Origin of the sequence: Plantactinospora endophytica, assembly GCF_016862915.1 — a bacterium.
GTDB classification, from domain to species: domain Bacteria; phylum Actinomycetota; class Actinomycetes; order Mycobacteriales; family Micromonosporaceae; genus Plantactinospora; species Plantactinospora endophytica.
The window spans coordinates 1-16,003 of the sequence record NZ_BONW01000026.1 but is presented as its reverse complement, the minus strand read 5'-3'; the positions used below and the strand labels follow the sequence as shown (position 1 = coordinate 16,003).

12 protein-coding genes and 1 pseudogene are annotated in these 16,003 nt (G+C 72.4%); 5 read left to right on the top strand and 8 right to left on the bottom strand.

Features of this window, described 5'->3' with window-relative positions; genetic code table 11:
- Window positions 1–17 precede the first annotated feature (17 nt).
- On the bottom strand, window positions 18–695 hold the full coding sequence (locus Pen02_RS26030) for a BON domain-containing protein (RefSeq protein ID WP_203868732.1): 678 nt from the start codon (window positions 693–695) through the stop codon (window positions 18–20).
- A 385-nt stretch (window positions 696–1,080) separates the two neighbouring features.
- Between Pen02_RS26030 and Pen02_RS43045 the strand changes: the two are divergent.
- A pseudogene (locus tag Pen02_RS43045) lies at window positions 1,081–2,442 on the top strand (hypothetical protein); the annotation flags it as partial.
- A 1,158-nt stretch (window positions 2,443–3,600) separates the two neighbouring features.
- Entirely contained in the window at window positions 3,601–6,330 is a 2,730-nt protein-coding gene (locus tag Pen02_RS26020; RefSeq protein WP_203868730.1) for a cellulose-binding domain-containing protein, read from the top strand.
- 162 nt (window positions 6,331–6,492) lie between these two features.
- Here the strand turns inward: Pen02_RS26020 and Pen02_RS26015 are convergent, their stop codons facing one another.
- Entirely contained in the window at window positions 6,493–6,924 is a 432-nt protein-coding gene (locus Pen02_RS26015) for a hypothetical protein (protein WP_203868729.1), read from the bottom strand.
- Window positions 6,925–7,144: 220 nt separating this feature from the next.
- Window positions 7,145–7,288 (bottom strand): hypothetical protein, encoded by a 144-nt coding sequence (locus Pen02_RS26010; RefSeq protein ID WP_203868728.1) that lies wholly within the window; start codon window positions 7,286–7,288, stop codon window positions 7,145–7,147.
- A gap of 365 nt (window positions 7,289–7,653) precedes the next feature.
- Between Pen02_RS26010 and Pen02_RS26005 the strand changes: the two genes are divergently transcribed.
- Window positions 7,654–8,025 (top strand): STAS domain-containing protein, encoded by a 372-nt coding sequence (locus Pen02_RS26005; protein WP_203868727.1) that lies wholly within the window; start codon window positions 7,654–7,656, stop codon window positions 8,023–8,025.
- A gap of 49 nt (window positions 8,026–8,074) precedes the next feature.
- On the opposite strand, the gene surE is transcribed toward Pen02_RS26005, so the two are convergent.
- Genes surE through Pen02_RS25990 form a run of 3 tightly spaced genes read right to left on the bottom strand, consistent with a single transcriptional unit; the run spans window position 8,075 to window position 10,402 of the window.
- Window positions 8,075–8,902: a 5'/3'-nucleotidase SurE gene (surE, locus tag Pen02_RS26000; RefSeq protein WP_203868726.1), complete on the bottom strand. Its 828-nt coding sequence runs from the start codon at window positions 8,900–8,902 to the stop codon at window positions 8,075–8,077.
- On the bottom strand, window positions 8,899–9,876 hold the full coding sequence (locus Pen02_RS25995; protein WP_239141306.1) for a 1-phosphofructokinase family hexose kinase: 978 nt from the start codon (window positions 9,874–9,876) through the stop codon (window positions 8,899–8,901). The genes surE and Pen02_RS25995 overlap by 4 nt, the downstream gene beginning before the upstream one ends.
- A 28-nt stretch (window positions 9,877–9,904) precedes the next feature.
- Window positions 9,905–10,402, bottom strand: coding sequence for a hypothetical protein (locus tag Pen02_RS25990; protein WP_203868725.1), 498 nt, complete (start codon window positions 10,400–10,402; stop codon window positions 9,905–9,907).
- On the opposite strand from Pen02_RS25990, the gene Pen02_RS25985 reads away from it, so the two are divergent.
- Window positions 10,401–10,586: a hypothetical protein gene (locus Pen02_RS25985; protein ID WP_203868724.1), complete on the top strand. Its 186-nt coding sequence runs from the start codon at window positions 10,401–10,403 to the stop codon at window positions 10,584–10,586. The two genes, Pen02_RS25990 and Pen02_RS25985, sit on opposite strands and share 2 nt — an antisense overlap.
- Here the strand turns inward: Pen02_RS25985 and Pen02_RS25980 are convergent.
- Entirely contained in the window at window positions 10,564–10,896 is a 333-nt protein-coding gene (locus Pen02_RS25980) for a YnfA family protein (RefSeq protein WP_203868723.1), read from the bottom strand. The genes Pen02_RS25985 and Pen02_RS25980 overlap by 23 nt on opposite strands.
- 308 nt (window positions 10,897–11,204) lie before the next feature.
- Between Pen02_RS25980 and Pen02_RS25975 the strand changes: the two genes are divergently transcribed.
- Entirely contained in the window at window positions 11,205–12,446 is a 1,242-nt protein-coding gene (locus tag Pen02_RS25975; RefSeq protein ID WP_203868722.1) for a cellulose-binding domain-containing protein, read from the top strand.
- Between the two features lie 303 nt (window positions 12,447–12,749).
- Here Pen02_RS25975 and Pen02_RS25970 read toward each other — a convergent pair whose 3' ends face one another.
- Window positions 12,750–15,854, bottom strand: a complete 3,105-nt coding sequence (locus Pen02_RS25970) for an AfsR/SARP family transcriptional regulator (protein ID WP_203868721.1) — start codon at window positions 15,852–15,854, stop codon at window positions 12,750–12,752.
- Between the last annotated feature and the right edge of the window lie 149 nt (window positions 15,855–16,003).

The following is a 16,003-nucleotide window of genomic DNA, read 5'->3' as shown; positions in this document are numbered from 1 at the left end:
GACGTCAGCGGCAGACGTCAGAGGCGGACGGTGATGTGGTTGTCGACGCTGGTGACACCCGGTGCGGACCAGGCGACCCGTTCGGCCTCCTCGCGTTCGAGCCAGGACCGGACGTTGCCGGTCAGCACCACCGAGTCGCCGTCGATCCGGATGTCGATCCCGGCGGCGTCGGTCTCCACGCTGCGTACCAGGGCGCTCTGGATCCGTCCGAAGATCTCGTCCGGTTCCGGCTGTTCGTGCGACTCGACAGTGATCCCGTTGGTCAGGCCCCGGACCCCGGCCAGTCGACGTACCGCCTGCTCGGCGGCGCGTCGCTGGTACTCCCACTCGACCTGGCCGCGCAGTACGACCCAGCCCTGTGAGACGGTCACGTCGATCTCGGCGGTGGGGACGAAGGCGTCCCACTCCAGGGACCGGGTGACCGCCGCCGCGAGGTCCGGGTCGTTGCGCTCGGCCGAGGACGGCAGCCGTACCTCGAGGTCGTTGGCGACCGCCCGGACCCACTGCACCCGGTGCGCGGCCCGTTCCGCCGCCCACTTCTTGGCGTAGTTGTCCACCCAGCCGCGCAGGGTCACCACGCCCTCCTGCACCGCGACGCCGATCTCGTTCGGCTGGACCCGGGGCTCCCAGGCCAGTTCCGCCAGGATGTCGCGCTGGATCTCCTCGTCGCTGCGGCTCGTCGCGCGGCTGGCCATCGTCGTTCCTCCGGGCTCGGCTGGGCGGTCGGTGCGCGGCTGCCGGCGGCCCGACCAGCGGCGGTCGGTGGCCCCGAACAGCGGCTGCCGGCGGTCCTGAACAGCAGCGGTCGGTGGTCCTGACCAGCGGCTGCCGGCGGTTCTGGACGGCGGCGAGCCGGCGGGTCGGCCGGTGTGCCGGCGACCGGTAGGCTGCGCCCCGCCGGTCACGTCCGCGATTTCGACTCTGGCCCGTCGTCGGGTGAGCGCTCCTCACCCGGTGCGGGTGAGTCGGAGCAGGGGCGTGACAGCCCCGGTGGACATCAGGGACCATCAATGCCGGCGTGCCGTGGGAGGCCGCCGGTGTGGTGCGGAGGACAGGGCCCGGGCCGGAAGGATTTGGCAGATGACGATCGAGCGGCAGACGGCGCCGGCCGAGCCGGACGAGCGGCCCGGTGACGGCCCCGACGAGCGGACGGGGGCGGTGGGCGGCGGCGCCGCGCCGTCCGGTCCGGGTCACCCGGGCCGGACCCCGCTGCTGGTACGTCTGGTCCGGCACGAGTGGACCCTGGCCGTGCTCGGCGGGCTGCTGCTGGCGGTCGTGCTGACCTGGCCGACCCTGCGCGACATCACCAGCACGATCCCGCAGGACATCGGCGACCCGACCCTCCAGGCGTGGCAGATCGCCTGGGGCGGGCACGCGGTGCTGCACGACCCGACCCAGTTGTGGCACTCCAACACCTTCTATCCCGAGCCGTACACCTACGCCTACTCCGACACCCTGCTCGGGTACGCCCCGGCGGGCATGATCGGCGAGGGTCCGGTGGCCGGCGTGGTCCGGTACAACATCCTCTACGTTCTGGTGCACGCGCTCGCCTTCGTCGGGGCGTACGCCCTGGTCCGGCAACTCGGTGGCGGGCGGATCGGCGCTGCGGCGGCCGGAGTGGCGTTCGGGTACGCCCCCTGGAAGCTGGCCCAGGCCGGGCACCTGCACGTGCTCTCCATCGGCGGCATCGCCCTGGCCCTGGCGATGCTGGCCCGGGGACACGGCTGGTCGCTGCGGCACGGTTACCGCCCGGACCGGGCCCGCCCGGGCTGGGCGTTCGCCGGCTGGCTGGTGGCGGCCTGGCAGGTGACGCTGGGCTTCGGCATCGGGCTGCCGTTCGTCTACGTGCTGGCGCTGGTCTGCCTGGCCGCCGGTGTCGGGTTCGGCTGGTCCTGGTGGCGGCGCCGGTCCCGGCCGCCGTTCGGGCGCCGGCTGCTCCTGGCCGACCTGGCCGGCGGGGTGGCCTTCGCCGCAGTCGGCATCTTCATGGCGCTGCCGTACCTGGAGGTGGTGGCCCGGCATCCGGCCGGCCGTCGGACGCTGGCGCACGTGCAGATGTTCTCGCCGCCGTGGCGGGGCTTCCTGACCGCGCCGCCGGAGAACTGGCTCTGGGGCGAGCGGCACGCCACCGCCCGGGGAAGTCTCAGTTTCGCCGGGGAGATGACCCTGCTGCCCGGGGTGGTGCTGATCGGGCTGGCCTTCGCCGGGCTGTTCTTCTCGGTGTGGCGACTGCGGCACCGGGTACTGCTGGCGGCCGGCGTACTGGTCAGCGTCGGGCTGGCCAGCGGCACCACGCTCGGCGGCGACGGCAACCCGGGGTACGCCACCCTCGTGCTGCACGCGCCCGGCTTCGACGCGATCCGTACCTCGGGGCGGCTGGTGCTCTGGACCACCCTGCTGCTCGGCATCCTGGCCGCCGGTGCGCTCACCGCGCTGACCCGGTTTCCGGTCGGCGAGCCGTCCGACGATCGCGCTCGCCCCTCCGACGACCGCACCGGCCCGGCCGGCGATCCTTCCCGGCCACTCACCGAGCCGTCCGACGCCGCTCCGCCCACAGTTCCGTCCGGCGACACCGCGTCGTCCGGCGGCGCTGCTCAGTCCGGCGGCGCTGCTTCATCGGCCGCCGACGTGCCGGCCGAGCAGACGCCGACGTTGACGGCGACGACGGCACCGACGTTGGCGCCGACACCGACGGCGACGGCGAGGGTGGAGAGCGAGCAGGGCGCACAGGCTCCGGCCGGGGTGGGGGAGCGGCCCGGGATGCCGGTGCTGCGGACCGCCGCGTACCAGCCGCCGCCGGGGGCCGAGGAGGCGGAGCGGCGGGTGTCCGGCGGGCGGACGGCCAGGTTCCGGCGGCTGGTGGTACGGCTGATCGCGCTGGTCCCGCTGGCGCTGATCGTCCTGGAGGGGGTCAACACCACACCGCACGCCCCGGTGCTGCCGCAGCCCGTCGCGCTGCGCGACGCCGAGGGTCCGCTGCTGGTACTGCCGAGCAACGGCACGCTGGAGTTCAGCATCATGCTCTGGTCAACCGACGGCTTCCCGAAGATCGTGAACGGGCTGGCCGCCTTCACCCCGGAGTCGCAGGCGCAGACCCTCGGCGTGACGGCGAACTTCCCCGACCAGTTCAGCGTCGACCACCTGCGCCGACTCGGTGTGCGTACCGTGGTGGTGCTGCCGGAGTATCTGCCGGGGACGCCGTGGCAGGACGTGTTGAGTCGGCCGGTCGACGGGTTGGGCGTGGTCCGCGAGGAGGTCGCCGGCTCGGTGGTGTACCGGCTCGGCTGACCCGGCGGCGGCGCCGGCTTGCGTACGTCTCCTGTGGAGGGGCGGGTCCGCCCGTCGGCTGATTAGTTTGGTACTCCAACTATTGACAGCGTGTACAGGCGTGTGTGAACGTCGGCACGACGCCGTTCCGGGAGCCAGGACGACGCGCCACGGGAGCACGGGCAGCTCCCCGCTCGGAAGTCCCGCCGTCCACGTGCGCGCGACCGGCTGTCCACCCTCCGCACGCTCGCCGCGCCGACGGTTCGCCCGTTCCCGGCGTGCCATTCCTGGCGGCGCCGGCCCGCGCAAGCTCTTCGACACAGGGAGCCGTACATGCGTAGAAGTCTCGCCAGTTCGCTCGCGGCCGCACTGGCCGCCGGCGCGGTGGCCGTGGTGGCCCAGGTCGCCGTCAGCCCGTCCGCGACACCGGCCTCGGCTGCGGCGGCCGAGCCGTACTCGTGGAAGAACGTCCGGATCGACGGCGGCGGCTTCGTCCCCGGGATCGTCTTCAACCCGACCGAGCGGAACCTGATCTACGCCCGCACCGACATCGGCGGCGCCTACCGCTGGGAGCAGTCCAGCCAGAGCTGGACTCCGCTGCTGGACTGGGTCGGCTGGGACCGGTGGGGCTGGAACGGCGTGCTGAGCATCGCCACCGACCCGGTGCAGACCAACCGGGTCTACGCGGCCGTCGGGATGTACACCAACGACTGGGACCCGAACAACGGCGCGATCCTGCGCTCGACCGACAAGGGCAACACCTGGCAGGCGTACCAGTTGCCGTTCAAGGTGGGCGGGAACATGCCGGGCCGGGGCCAGGGGGAGCGGTTGGCCGTCGACCCGAACCGGAACAGCGTCGTCTACTACGGCGCCGAGGGCGGCAACGGGCTGTGGCGCAGCACCGACTACGGCGCCACCTGGGCGAAGGTGAGCAACTTCCCGAACGTTGGCAACTACGCCCAGGACCCGAACGACCCGAACAACTACCTCAACGGCAACCAGGGCGTCACCTGGGTCAGCTTCGACAGGAGCACCGGCACCGCCGGCAACACCACCCAGACCATCTACGTCGGGGTCGCGGACAAGTCCAACCCGGTCTACCGGAGCACGAACGGCGGTACGAGCTGGGAGCGGATCGCCGGACAGCCGACCGGCTACCTGGCGCACAAGGGCGTCGTCGACCCGGTCGGCGGGTTCCTCTACATCGCCACCAGCGACACCGGCGGCCCGTACGACGGTGGCAAGGGCGACGTCTGGAAGTTCAACCGGTCGACGGGCGCCTGGACGCAGATCAGCCCGGTCCCGTCGAGCAGTGCGGACGCGTACTACGGGTACAGCGGGTTGACCATCGACCGGCAGAACCCGAACACGATCATGGTGGCCACGCAGATCTCCTGGTGGCCGGACGCGATCTTCTTTCGCAGCACCGACGGCGGCGCGACGTGGACCCGGATCTGGGACTTCACGTCCTACCCGAACCGGTCCAAGCGCTACACCATGGACGTCAGCTCGGTACCGTGGCTGACCCTTGGTGCGAACCCGGCCCCGCCGGAGGAGACCCCGAAGCTCGGCTGGATGAACGAGTCCGTCGAGATCGACCCGTTCGACGGCAACCGGCTGATGTACGGCACCGGCGCCACCATCTACGGCACCACCAACCTGCGCAACTGGGACAGCGGCGGCACGGTCACCATCCGGCCGATGGTCCGGGGGCTGGAGGAGACCGCCGTACTCGACCTGGTCAGCCCGCCGTCCGGGGCGCCGCTGGTCAGCGGGCTCGGCGACATCGGCGGCTTCCGGCACACCAACCTGGACGCGGTACCGCCGATGATGTTCCAGCAGCCGTACTTCACCAGTACCACCAGCCTGGACTTTGCCGAGTCGAATCCGAGCATCATGGTCCGGTCCGGCAACTTCGCCGACGCCGACCGCCCGAACGACAGCCACGTCGCGTTCTCCACCGACGGCGGGGCGAACTGGTTCCAGGGCCAGGAGCCGGGCGGGATCAACAGCGGCGGTACCGTCGCGGCTGCCGCCAACGGCAGCCGCTTCGTCTGGGCGCCCGGCGACTCGGGCCAGCAGGTGGTCTACTCCGTCGGGTACGGCAACTCGTGGAGCCAGTCCAGCGGCATCCCGGCGAACGCCACCGTCGAGGCCGACCGGGTGAACCCGAACACGTTCTACGGCTACTCGGCCGGCCGGTTTTACCTCAGCACCAATGGCGGGCAGAGCTTCACCGCCACCGCCGCCACCGGGCTGCCGAGCACCGGGGCGAAGTTCAAGGCGCTGGCCGGGGCCGAGGGTGACATCTGGCTGGCCGGCGACACCGGGATCTTCCGGTCCACCAATTCCGGAACCAGTTTCACGAAACTGTCGAACGTGACCAGCGCGGTAAACGTCGGCTTCGGCCGGGCGGCGCCCGGACAGACGTACCCGGCGGTCTTCGCGGTCGCCACCGTCGACGGCGTACGCGGGGTGTACCGGTCGGACAACGCCGGTGGCGGCTGGGTCCGGATCAACGACGACCAGCACCAGTACGGCAACATGGGCGAGGCGCTGACCGGCGACCCGAGGGTCTACGGCCGGGTCTACCTCGGCACCAACGGCCGGGGCATCCTGGTCGCCGACCGGCTCGGCGGACCGACCGCGACTCCGACCACCCGCCCGCCGACGGCCACCCCGACCACCCGGCCGCCGACGGCCACGCCCACCACCCGCCCGCCGACGACCAACCCGACCACCACGCCGCCGCCGAGCGGGGCCTGTACGGCCTCCTACCGGGTCACCGGCTCGTGGCAGGGCGGCTTCCAGGCCGAGGTGACCGTGCAGAACACCGGCACGTCGGCGATGACCGGCTGGACGGTGGGCTGGACCTACGCGAACGGGCAGACGATCAGTCAGATCTGGGGCGGTACGCACACCCAGAGCGGCTCGTCGGTCTCGGTGCGGAACGTGTCGTACAACGGCAACCTGGCTCCCAACGCCTCCACCACGTTCGGCTTCCTCGGTAGCTGGACCGGCGCGAACGCCGTACCGGCCCCGGTGATCTGCGCCCGAGGCTGACCCGGGAGCGGGGGCTCGCACGAAAGGCGCTCGCACGAAAGGCGCTCGCACGAAAGGGGCTCGCACGAAAGGGGCTCGCACGAAAAGGAGCCCGGCGCGGCATGCCGCGCCGGGCTCCGGCTTCCGCCTACCCGCCCGACCGGCCGGGCGGGTCCGCGGGGATCAGGTGGTGTCGAGCCGGACCGGTGAGTTGGCCCGGTCGACGTCCACGAACTCCATCCGGTCGCTGGCGGGCAGCTCCCGCTCGGCCCGGGCCAGCGCGGCCCGGGACGCGGTGGTGGCCGCCCAGGCCAGTGCGGCGCCGACCAGCCCCGCCCCGACCAGCCAGGCCCAGGGCAGCCCCGGCCGGCGGCCGGCGAGGGCGTCGTAAGCCAGGCTGGCCCGGACCCGGGCCTCGTCGGTCACGGCGCTCATCCGGTCACCGGCGTGGCTGGTGAGGTGGGAGCCGGTCCGCCGCGCCGAGCGGGCGGTGTCGCGTGCGGCGTGCTTCACCGAGTCGCCGGCCGAGTTGACCGTGCTGGTCAGGTATTCCCACGCCTGGTCGGCGACCCGCTCGGGCTTGCTCTGGTGTTTCAGCAGGTTTGTTCCGAGCATCGTGCTACCTCCTCGGTTGCCGAACGAAGCGGCCACTTCGGACAGAGGCGTCTGTTCGGCGCGGTTACGGGTTGCTACACGGGAGGTGCCCAGGCATGTTTCCTGGCAAACCCGGGATCACGTCTCGAAGTCTGCCGGAACCGGAAGACGTCCGCCGTCGGTACGCCCCAAGTGGCCGGCCGGCGGTACGCCGCAGGTGGTCGGTGCAGGCCACAGGTGGTCAGTGGAGCAGGACGACGGGTGCACGGTGGGCGAAATCGTCGTCGTCACCGTCGTCGTCATCGCCCCCGCCGCCGAACCCGCAGGCGAGTACCAGAGCCAGCAGTGCGCCGACCCCGGCCAGTCCGATCAACTTCCTCAGCATGAGGTGTCCCTTCCCGCGCCCAGGCCGCCCGTCCTGCGCGACGGACGGATCACCTCATGCTAGGTGCTCGACGTCACACCCGCCCGACTGTGCACTTCCGCCCCGGTGGGCGAGGGACGACACAGTGCACCGGTGGCCCGGCGCGGCCCAGGTGACGGCTACGCTGAGGGGGTATGGCGAGGATGTGAGAGCTGACGGGCGCAGGAAAATTTAGCGCAGTTTGCCCCGTTACCGGGTAGGTTTGTCGGCTCGTTGAATAGATTGCCCGTCCGGAAGGGTGGCGATCGGGGCCGTGAGAGGAATACTCTCGGTCGCGGCCCGCGTACTGATTAGGCGCCCGGACATGGGCGAGTGGAGGTGCTCGCGTGAGCCTGTCGATCGTCAAGTCGGTCCTGCCTGGTGGAGTTGTGGAGATCGCCCCTCGGGGAGAAATCGACGTCGATACGGCGTACGAGGTTCGTGAGGCGATCGCCGGAGTTCTGACCAAGGGGCGACCGTCCAGGATCGAGCTCAACATGCGACTGGTCAGCTTCATCGACTCCGTCGGCATCAGCGCCATGGTCGCCGGCTTCCAGACCGCGGAGGTCAGCGACGTCAAGCTGGTGGTCACCGAACCGAGCCGGTTCGTCCACCGGCAGCTCTGGGTCACCGGGCTGCTCGGCCTCTTCGGGGCGCCGGAGCCCTACTTCGCGGGCGCCGGGGCAGCGGCCGACGAGGTCAAAGTCCCCGGGGTCTGATCACGACCCGGCCCACGGCCGGTGATCGTGGACCTGGAACTCTCATCCCTCACTCTGGATCGTCCAGTCCGGACAGATCCACGTCGGACGCCTCGGTGACCGCCCGGATCGCCGTCACCGAGGCGTAACCCTCGGCCAGCCAGGCCACGTCGGTACCCGGCTCGACATCCTGACCGGACTCCTCCAGAGCGGTACGCACGAAGCCCTTGCCGGCCTCCGCGACCGTCATCTGCACCTGCCCGAACCCGGCCAGGCTGCCCCGGCGTACTCCGCGCAGGCGCTCGTACGGCAGGTCGGGGGCGTTCACGTTCAGCACGCTGTGTACGGGTGCGGCGGTCAGCCGGGGCAGCAGGTCCAGCGCCACCCGGGCGGCGGTCGCCCAGTACCGCCGCTCGTCCCGGTCCCGTCGCGGTACGGCCACCGCCGCACCGCCGCTGGCGGCGCTCGCCTCGTGCACGGAGAGTACGTCCAGCGAGACCGCGAGCCCGTGGCAGCCGTTCGCGGCGGCAGTGAACGCCGCGCCGACCGTGCCGGAGTGCAGCACCGCCCGGCCGGCGTTCGCGCCCCGGTTCACCCCGGAGAGCACCACCGACGGCGCCGGCCCGAACGCACCGTGCAGGGCGATCAGCGTGATCAGTGCCGGCGAGCCGGCGACCCCGTACGCCCGTACGCCGGGCAGGTCCTCGATCGGGTGCTCCTCGACGACCACCCGGCCGTCCCGCTCGACCGCGCTCATCGCCGCGCTCGCGCCGCTGGCCTCCTCGCTCGGGGCGGCCACCACCACGTCCAGTCCCCGCTCCGCCGCCGTACGCGCCAGCCAGCGCAGCCCGGGGGCGGCGATGCCGTCGTCGTTGGTGATCAGTACTCGGATCGTCATGACGTGGTCGTCCGGTGGGCCAGTTCGTCGGGGGTCAACCGATCCTGCCGGTCCACCTGGATCGGCGCCAGTCGTACCCGGTCGACCAGCCCGGCGATCGCGTCCGGCCGGCCGGTGCCGAGACCGTGCCGGGTGACGTTCAGCGCGCCGGCCGCCGCACCGGTCCGGACCGCGAGCCGGAGGTCGCCGCCCTGGGCCAGGATCGCCGCCACCCCGGCGGTCATCGAGTCGCCGGCACCGCGCGGGTCCGCCGCCTCCAACCGGGGCATGTCGAGCTGGGCCACCTCGCCGTCGATCAGCACCAGGGCCGGCTGCTCGGCCCGGCTGACCACCACCGACTCGGCGCCCTGGGCGTGCAGCGCGTGGATGATCCGGATCAGCTCCGCCTCGCTGTCGTCGGCGGCCAGGCCGTCCCGGAGCAACTCCTCGTGGCTGACCTTGAGTACCGAGATCCCGCTCTCCAGTACGGCCGCCAGGTGCGCGCCGGAGAGGTCGGCGACCACCCGGCTGCCGTTGTGGCCGAGGTCGGCGGCGAGCCGGCGGTAGATGTCCGGCGCGACCATACCGGGGTGGGCCGGGCCGCTGAGGATGCTCACCTCGGCGCTCAGCCCCTCGCTCAGCGCGAGGTTGTACAGCTCGTCGAGTTCGTGCCGGGCGAGCGGATGACCCAGCACCGAGGCGATCTCCTGCCGGCTGCCGTCCCGCCGGTCGTGCACGTAGCCGCCGCTGCTGGACTCCCGGTGGATCACCCGGAGGTCGACTCCCTCGCTGGCCAGCAGCGGTTCGAGTACCTGCCCGATCTCGCCGCCGAGCCCCGCGCAGAGCACCACCGGTACGCCCAGACACTTGATCATGCGGGCCTGCCACACTCCCTGGCCCCCGGGGTGCAGATGGATCTCGGTCTCGTCGGCCGGTTGGTCGACGGTGACCGTCAACTGCGGATCGGGGGAAAAGACCATGACATGTCCGCTCATGCCCGTTAGATACCCTGTTAGTCGCTATTCATGCCACTCGCGCCCCCGCCGACCGGACGGGACGCGATGCCCGGCCGATCCGTCCCCACGGCTTGTAGGTGGAAAGCACGGTGGCGACCAGCAACAGGGTGCTGGAGACGATCGGGGCTGCCAGCAGGCCCTGGCGGGCACCCGGCGGGGTCGCCGCGCCGAGTTCGGCGGCCTGGAGGTTCGGCAGCAGGGCGAAGACCACCGCGCCGAGCATCACCGTGGTGATCACCAGCTTGACCAGTACCCACCGGTGTCGGAGCAGGCCCCACGGGGTGAGCAGCGCGCTGGCCACGCCGACCAGCCAGGCGAGCACGCTCAGTGGTACGAAGAGGGCCTGTCCGACCAGCGCGGTCACCGGGTAGACCAGGTCGGGATCGGCGCCCCGCGCCCCGGCCACGCCGAGGGTCAGCAGCACCACGTCGACCCCCAACCAGCCGACGGCGGTGACCACGTGCAGGGTGAGGAGGGCTTTTCGCCACGGCGGAGAAAGCTTCATGGCGGCCATGCTGCCGGCGGAACGCCGCCGCGACGTCGTGCCGGTGTGGACGGGCCGGCTACGCAACTCGACGTACTACGCCTGGCGTTGTCGCGGAGAGTTCGGCCTGCTGGAGTCGGCCGAACTCTTCCGGATCATGAAGCTGCCCGGGGGTGTGCGGGTCAGGGGCGGGGGGCGTACATGATGATGGCTACGCCGAGCAGGCAGACGGCGGCGCCGGCCAGGTCGTAGCGGTCCGGGCGGAACCGGTCCACCAGTACCGCCCAGCCGAGCGAGCCGGCGACGAAGATGCCCCCGTACGCGGCGAGCACCCGACCGAAGTGCGGATCGGGCTGGAAGGCGGCGACGAAGCCGTACCCGGCCAGCGCCAGCATGCCGGCGGCGACGAAGAGCAGCCCCCGGTTCTCGCGTACGCCCTGCCAGACCAGCCAGGCTCCGCCGATCTCGGCGACGGCGGCGAGCAGGAACAGCAGCAGCGAGCGGGCGATCGTCACCCCGCCATTGTCGGCCACCGAGGTGACCGAGTGACCGGGGTGGCCGGCAGCGGGCTGGGTCCGACGACGAGGGGCATCGGTTGCTCGCATCGATGGTTGTCTCTAAGCTTGGTCGGCGCCACCACTCGGGACGACCGGTTACGGGCTGGCCGGAACGTGGGTGGTGGCGCAGTGATCATGGGAGCTGGTCACGGGAGCCCAACGAGCGCGGTACGCGGGACGCGTACCGGTCGCTCGTCGTCGTAACCGCACTGCCGGCACGCGCCAGGGACGGCGACGGGGCCGGCGGTCGTCCGAAAGGAACTCCCATGCGGATCTCCGCACCGTACCGTCGCGTCTCCCTGGCCCTGGCCACGGTGACCGCGATCGCCGCCAGCAGCGTCGCCGTGGTCGGCACCACCCTGGTCCCGTCCGCGCAGGCCGCCGCCGGCTGCCTGGTCGACTACCGGGCCAACCAGTGGACCGGCGGCTTCACCGCCGCGATCCGGGTGACCGCCGGGACCACGGCGGTCAACGGCTGGACCGTCACCTGGACCTACGGTGGCGACCAGCGGATCACCAACGCCTGGAACGCCCAGGTCACCCAGTCCGGCGCGACCGTCACCGCCCGGAACGTGGCCTGGAACGGGTCGCTGCCGGCCGGCGGCTCGACCGAGTTCGGCGTCCAGGGCAGCTACGCCGCGAGTTCGGCGGCACCGACCGGGTTCACGCTCAACGGCGAGCCGTGCAACGGCGCCGAACCGACCACCCCGCCGACGACTGCCCCACCGACGACCAGGCCGCCGACCACGCCACCCACCAGCGTCCCACCGACGGTCACACCGCCGCCGACCGTGCCGCCGACCACCCCGCCGCCGAGCGGCTGCGGTACGGCGGTGCTCTGCGACGGCTTCGAGAACCAGACCGGTACGACCCCCTCCGGCGACTGGGCGGTCAGCTATCCGGACTGCTCCGGCAGCGGTACCGCCAGCATCGACACCTCGGTCGCACACCAGGGCACCCGGTCGGTACGCGTCAACGGCGCCGTCGGCTACTGCAACCACGTCTTCGTCGGCTCGACCCGCAACCTCGGCAGCATCGGCGCGGTGCGGTACGCCCGGCTCTGGGTACGGCACACCACCGCGCTACCGACCTCGCACGTGACCTTCCTGGCCATGCGGGACGCCGCCGACGGCAACCGTGACCTGCGGATGGGCGGGCAGAACGGCGCCCTGCAATGGAACCGGGCCTCGGACGACGCCACCCTGCCGGAGCAGAGCCCGAACGGCGTCGCGCTCAGCCTGCCGCTGCCGGTCAACCAGTGGAGCTGCCTGGAGTTCATGGTGGACGGCGCACAGGGCCGGCTCTCCACCTGGGTCAACGGAACCGCGGTGACCGGGCTGACCGCCGACGGTACGCCGACGCACGACGTCGACGGGCAGTGGTACAACCGGGCGAACTGGCGGCCGAACCTCACCGACCTGCGGCTGGGCTGGGAGAGCTACGGCGAGGGCGCCGACACCCTCTGGTTCGACGACGTCGCGCTCGGCGCGAGCCGGATCGGCTGCTGACCGGGGTACCCGACGGGGTTCCCGCCCGTCCAGCCCTCCCCGGCTGGCGGGCGGGAACATCTTCCCGCACCTCCCCTGGGCGCGGCGGACGGCTTCCGGAGCTGCGGGTGCGAAACAGTCCCCGAAAGCCGAAATCCCCCGTTACACCTCGGCCCTCCGGCGACGGGACCGCCCCCACAGGTCCTCCTCACCGGAGGGCCGGTCGCCGAAGGGCCGACGCTGGACCGAGCCTGGCAGGGCACCCTTGTGCGCGGCCTTGGCGAAACCTTGGCGCGCGGTCACGACCACCGGACAACGGGCGGCTCAGTCCGGCTCCGCCGGCAGGTGGGCGAGCAGGGCCGACAGCTCCGCCGCCTCCGGTACGCCGAGTTCGGCGTAGATCTCCAGCGCCTGTTCCCAGTGCCGGCGGGCCGCCCCGGGATCACCGTCCCGCAGCAGCCGGCCCAGCCCCCGGTGCGCGTTGCCCTCCTGGTGCCGGTGTCCGACGTCCCCGGCGAGGGCGAGCGCCTGCCGGTAGCGCTCGCCGGCCCGGTCGTGCTGGCCGGCGTCGAGATGGGCGTCCGCCAGGTTGTTCAGCACCTCGGTCTCGGCGCCCCGGTCGCCGATCTCCCGGAGCAGGGCGAGCGCGGCGGCGTGCGTCTCGATGGCCTCGTCGTACCGGCCCTGCTTGCGGTGCAGGCTGCCCAGGTTTGTCAGGTTGTTGCCCCGGACCCACTGGTCGTCGATCTCGTCGGCCAGCGCCAGCGACCGCTGGTACACCTCGATCGCGTCGTCGTACTGCTCCTGGCGTTCCAGCAGGATGCCGAGGTTGCCCAGCACGATCGCCTCGGCCCGCAGGTCGCCGTGCCGTTGGAAGATCTCCAGGCTGCGCCGGTAGCGGTCCCGGGCGTCGGTCAACCGCCCGACCTTGTCGTAGACGTTGGCCAGGTTCTGCAACGTGCCGCCCTCGCCGCGCCAGTCGCCGATAGCCAGGCGCAGCACGAGGGCGCGTTCGTAGTAGTCGATCGCCTCGTCGTAGCGGCCCAGCCGCTCGTGCGCCAGGCCGAGGTTGTTCAGCGCGTCACCCTCGCCCCGCTGGTTGCCGGCCTGCTGGAACAGGGCCAGCGCCTCCTGGTTGTGCGCGAGGGCCTCGTCCATCCGCATGGTGACCCAGTACGCCACGCCGAGGTTCTTCAGCGTCTCCGCCTCGGCGTGCCGGTCCGCCGCCCGGCGGGCGGCCTGCAACCCGAGCTGGTGGGTGGACAACCAGTCGCCGAGCCGGCCCCGGGCGTGGAAGAAGGAGATCAGCAGGTGCGGGAGCTGCCAGGCGGGCGCGTACGGGCCGTGCTGCGCGGCGTGCGTGACGGCGGCGAGCAGGTTGGCGTACTCGCCGTCGAGCCACGCCGCCACCTGCTCCCGGTTCTCCAGCTCGGGAGCCGCTGTCGGCGGGTAAGCCGGGGTGAGCTGGAAGGCGGTGCCCCGGGCGTCCCACCCGGCGGCGGCCCGGCCCGTGGTGTGCAGGTAGTAGTCGAACAGCCGCTCGGTGGCGGCCCGGGTCTCCGGCTCCGGGTCGGTTTGCCGGACGAGTTCCTCCGCCTGCACCCGGAGCAGGTCGTGGAAGCGGTAGCGGCCCGGCGCCGGCTGCTGGAGCAGGTGTACGTCGACCAGCTCTTCGAGCAGCCGGCCCGCCCGCTCCAGGTCGGTACCCAGCACGGCTGCCGTGGCGAAGTCGTCGAAGTCCGGCCCGGGCACCAGGCCGAGGAACCGGAACGTCCGCCGCTGCTCCTCGCCGAGGTGCTGGTACGACAGCGCGAAGGCCGCCGCCACGCTCCGGTCCCCGACGGTGAGTTCGGTCAACCGCCGCTGCCGGGACGCCAGCCGGTCCGCGAGGTGGGCGACCGTCCAGGCCGGCCGGGTACGCAGCCGCGCCGCCGCGATCCGGATCGCCAGCGGCAGGTACCCGCAGAGCCGGACGACCTCCGCGACGTCGTCGGCCGGGTCCGGTGCCCGGCCGGTGCCGAGTACCCGGTGGAACAGCGTCAGCGCGTCGTCCGGCGGCAGTACGTCGAGGGAGATCACGTGCGCGCCGTCGAGTTCGGTCAACCGGCGCCGACTGGTGATCAGGGTGAGCGAGCGGGAGGTGCCGGGGAGCAGTGGGCGTACCTGTGCGGCGTTCGCGGCGTTGTCCAGCACCACCAGCGCCCGGCGGCCGGCCAGCTCGGCCCGCCACAGCGAGGCCCGCTCGTCGAGGCCGTCGGGGATCTGGCTGCCCGGCACCCCGAGCGCGCCCAGCAGGCTCTCCAGTACCGCGTGCGGCCGGGCCGGCTCCCGCCCGGTCGCGTGCCCGTGCAGGTCGACCATCAACTGCGCGTCCGGATAGCGCGAGGTCAACCGGTGTGCGGCGTGTACGGCGAGCGCCGTCTTGCCGATCCCGGCCATCCCGTCGATCGCCGAGAGCACCACGGCCGGCCCGGCACCGACCTCGGCGGGCAGGAAGTCGAGCAGTTGCCGCAGCTCGGCCTCGCGCCCGGTGAAGTCCACGATGTCGCCGGACAGGTCGTTCCGTCCGGCCGGCACCCGAGCCGTCTCCGGCGTCTCGGCCGGCTTGGCTGCTCCGTCCGTCCCGGCCGGCTCGGCTGTTCCGTCCGTCCTGTCCGTCCCGGCTGTTCCGTCCGTTCCGACGGAAGTGCCGTCCCGGAGCAACCCTTCGTGTAGCTCCCGGAGTTCCCGGCCGGGTTCCGCCCCGAGTTGCTCGACCAGCTCGGTCCGGATGGTGGCGTAGCAGTCCAGCGCCTCGGCCACCCGGCCGGTGTCGGCCAGCGCCCGCATCAGCACCGCCGTCAGCGGCTCGGCGAGCGGATACTCCGCGACCAGGGTCCGCAGCCCGCCGACGAGCTGCTTCTGCCGGCCGAGTCGCAGCTCGGCGCGGGCCCACTCGACGGCCGCGTCCAGGCGTTCCAGGCTCCAGCTCCGCCGCATCCGGGTCGCCCAGTTCCCGGGTACGTCGGCCAGGGCCGGACCCCGCCAGAGGTCGAGGGCCTGGCGCAGCAACACGGCGCGTCCGGCCGGTTCACGCTGCCGGGCGGCCCGGACGAGGTCCCGGAACCGCAGCAGGTCGACCCGTTCCGGGGCGACCTGGAGGGTGTAGCCGCCGCCGCGCTGGAGCAGTACCACCGGTTGCGCCTGGTCGGGACCGTCGGTGGGTTGCCGGAACAGCCGCCGGAGCCGGCTGATGTTGGCGTAGAGCGCCTCGCGGGCGGCCTGCGGAGGCTCGTCCGCCCAGACCCGGTCGATCAGGGTCTCGGTCGGGACGAGTCGCCCCGCGTCGACCAGTAGCGCCGCCAGGGTCGCCCGGCGCTGCGGCGGCCCGACGTCGAGCCGGTGGCCGCCGGCCCACACCTCGACCGAGCCGAGTAGCCGAAGCTCCATCGCATCCCATCCGCCACGCCACGTCCGCCTGCGTCCGAGGGCCCGGCCGGGCCTCGAACCGGCGGCGGCCCGGCTACCGGTGCATCGACGATTTTCGCACGGAACGGAAGCGGCCCGCCGGCACCGCCCAGGGGTGGCGGGCGGTGCCG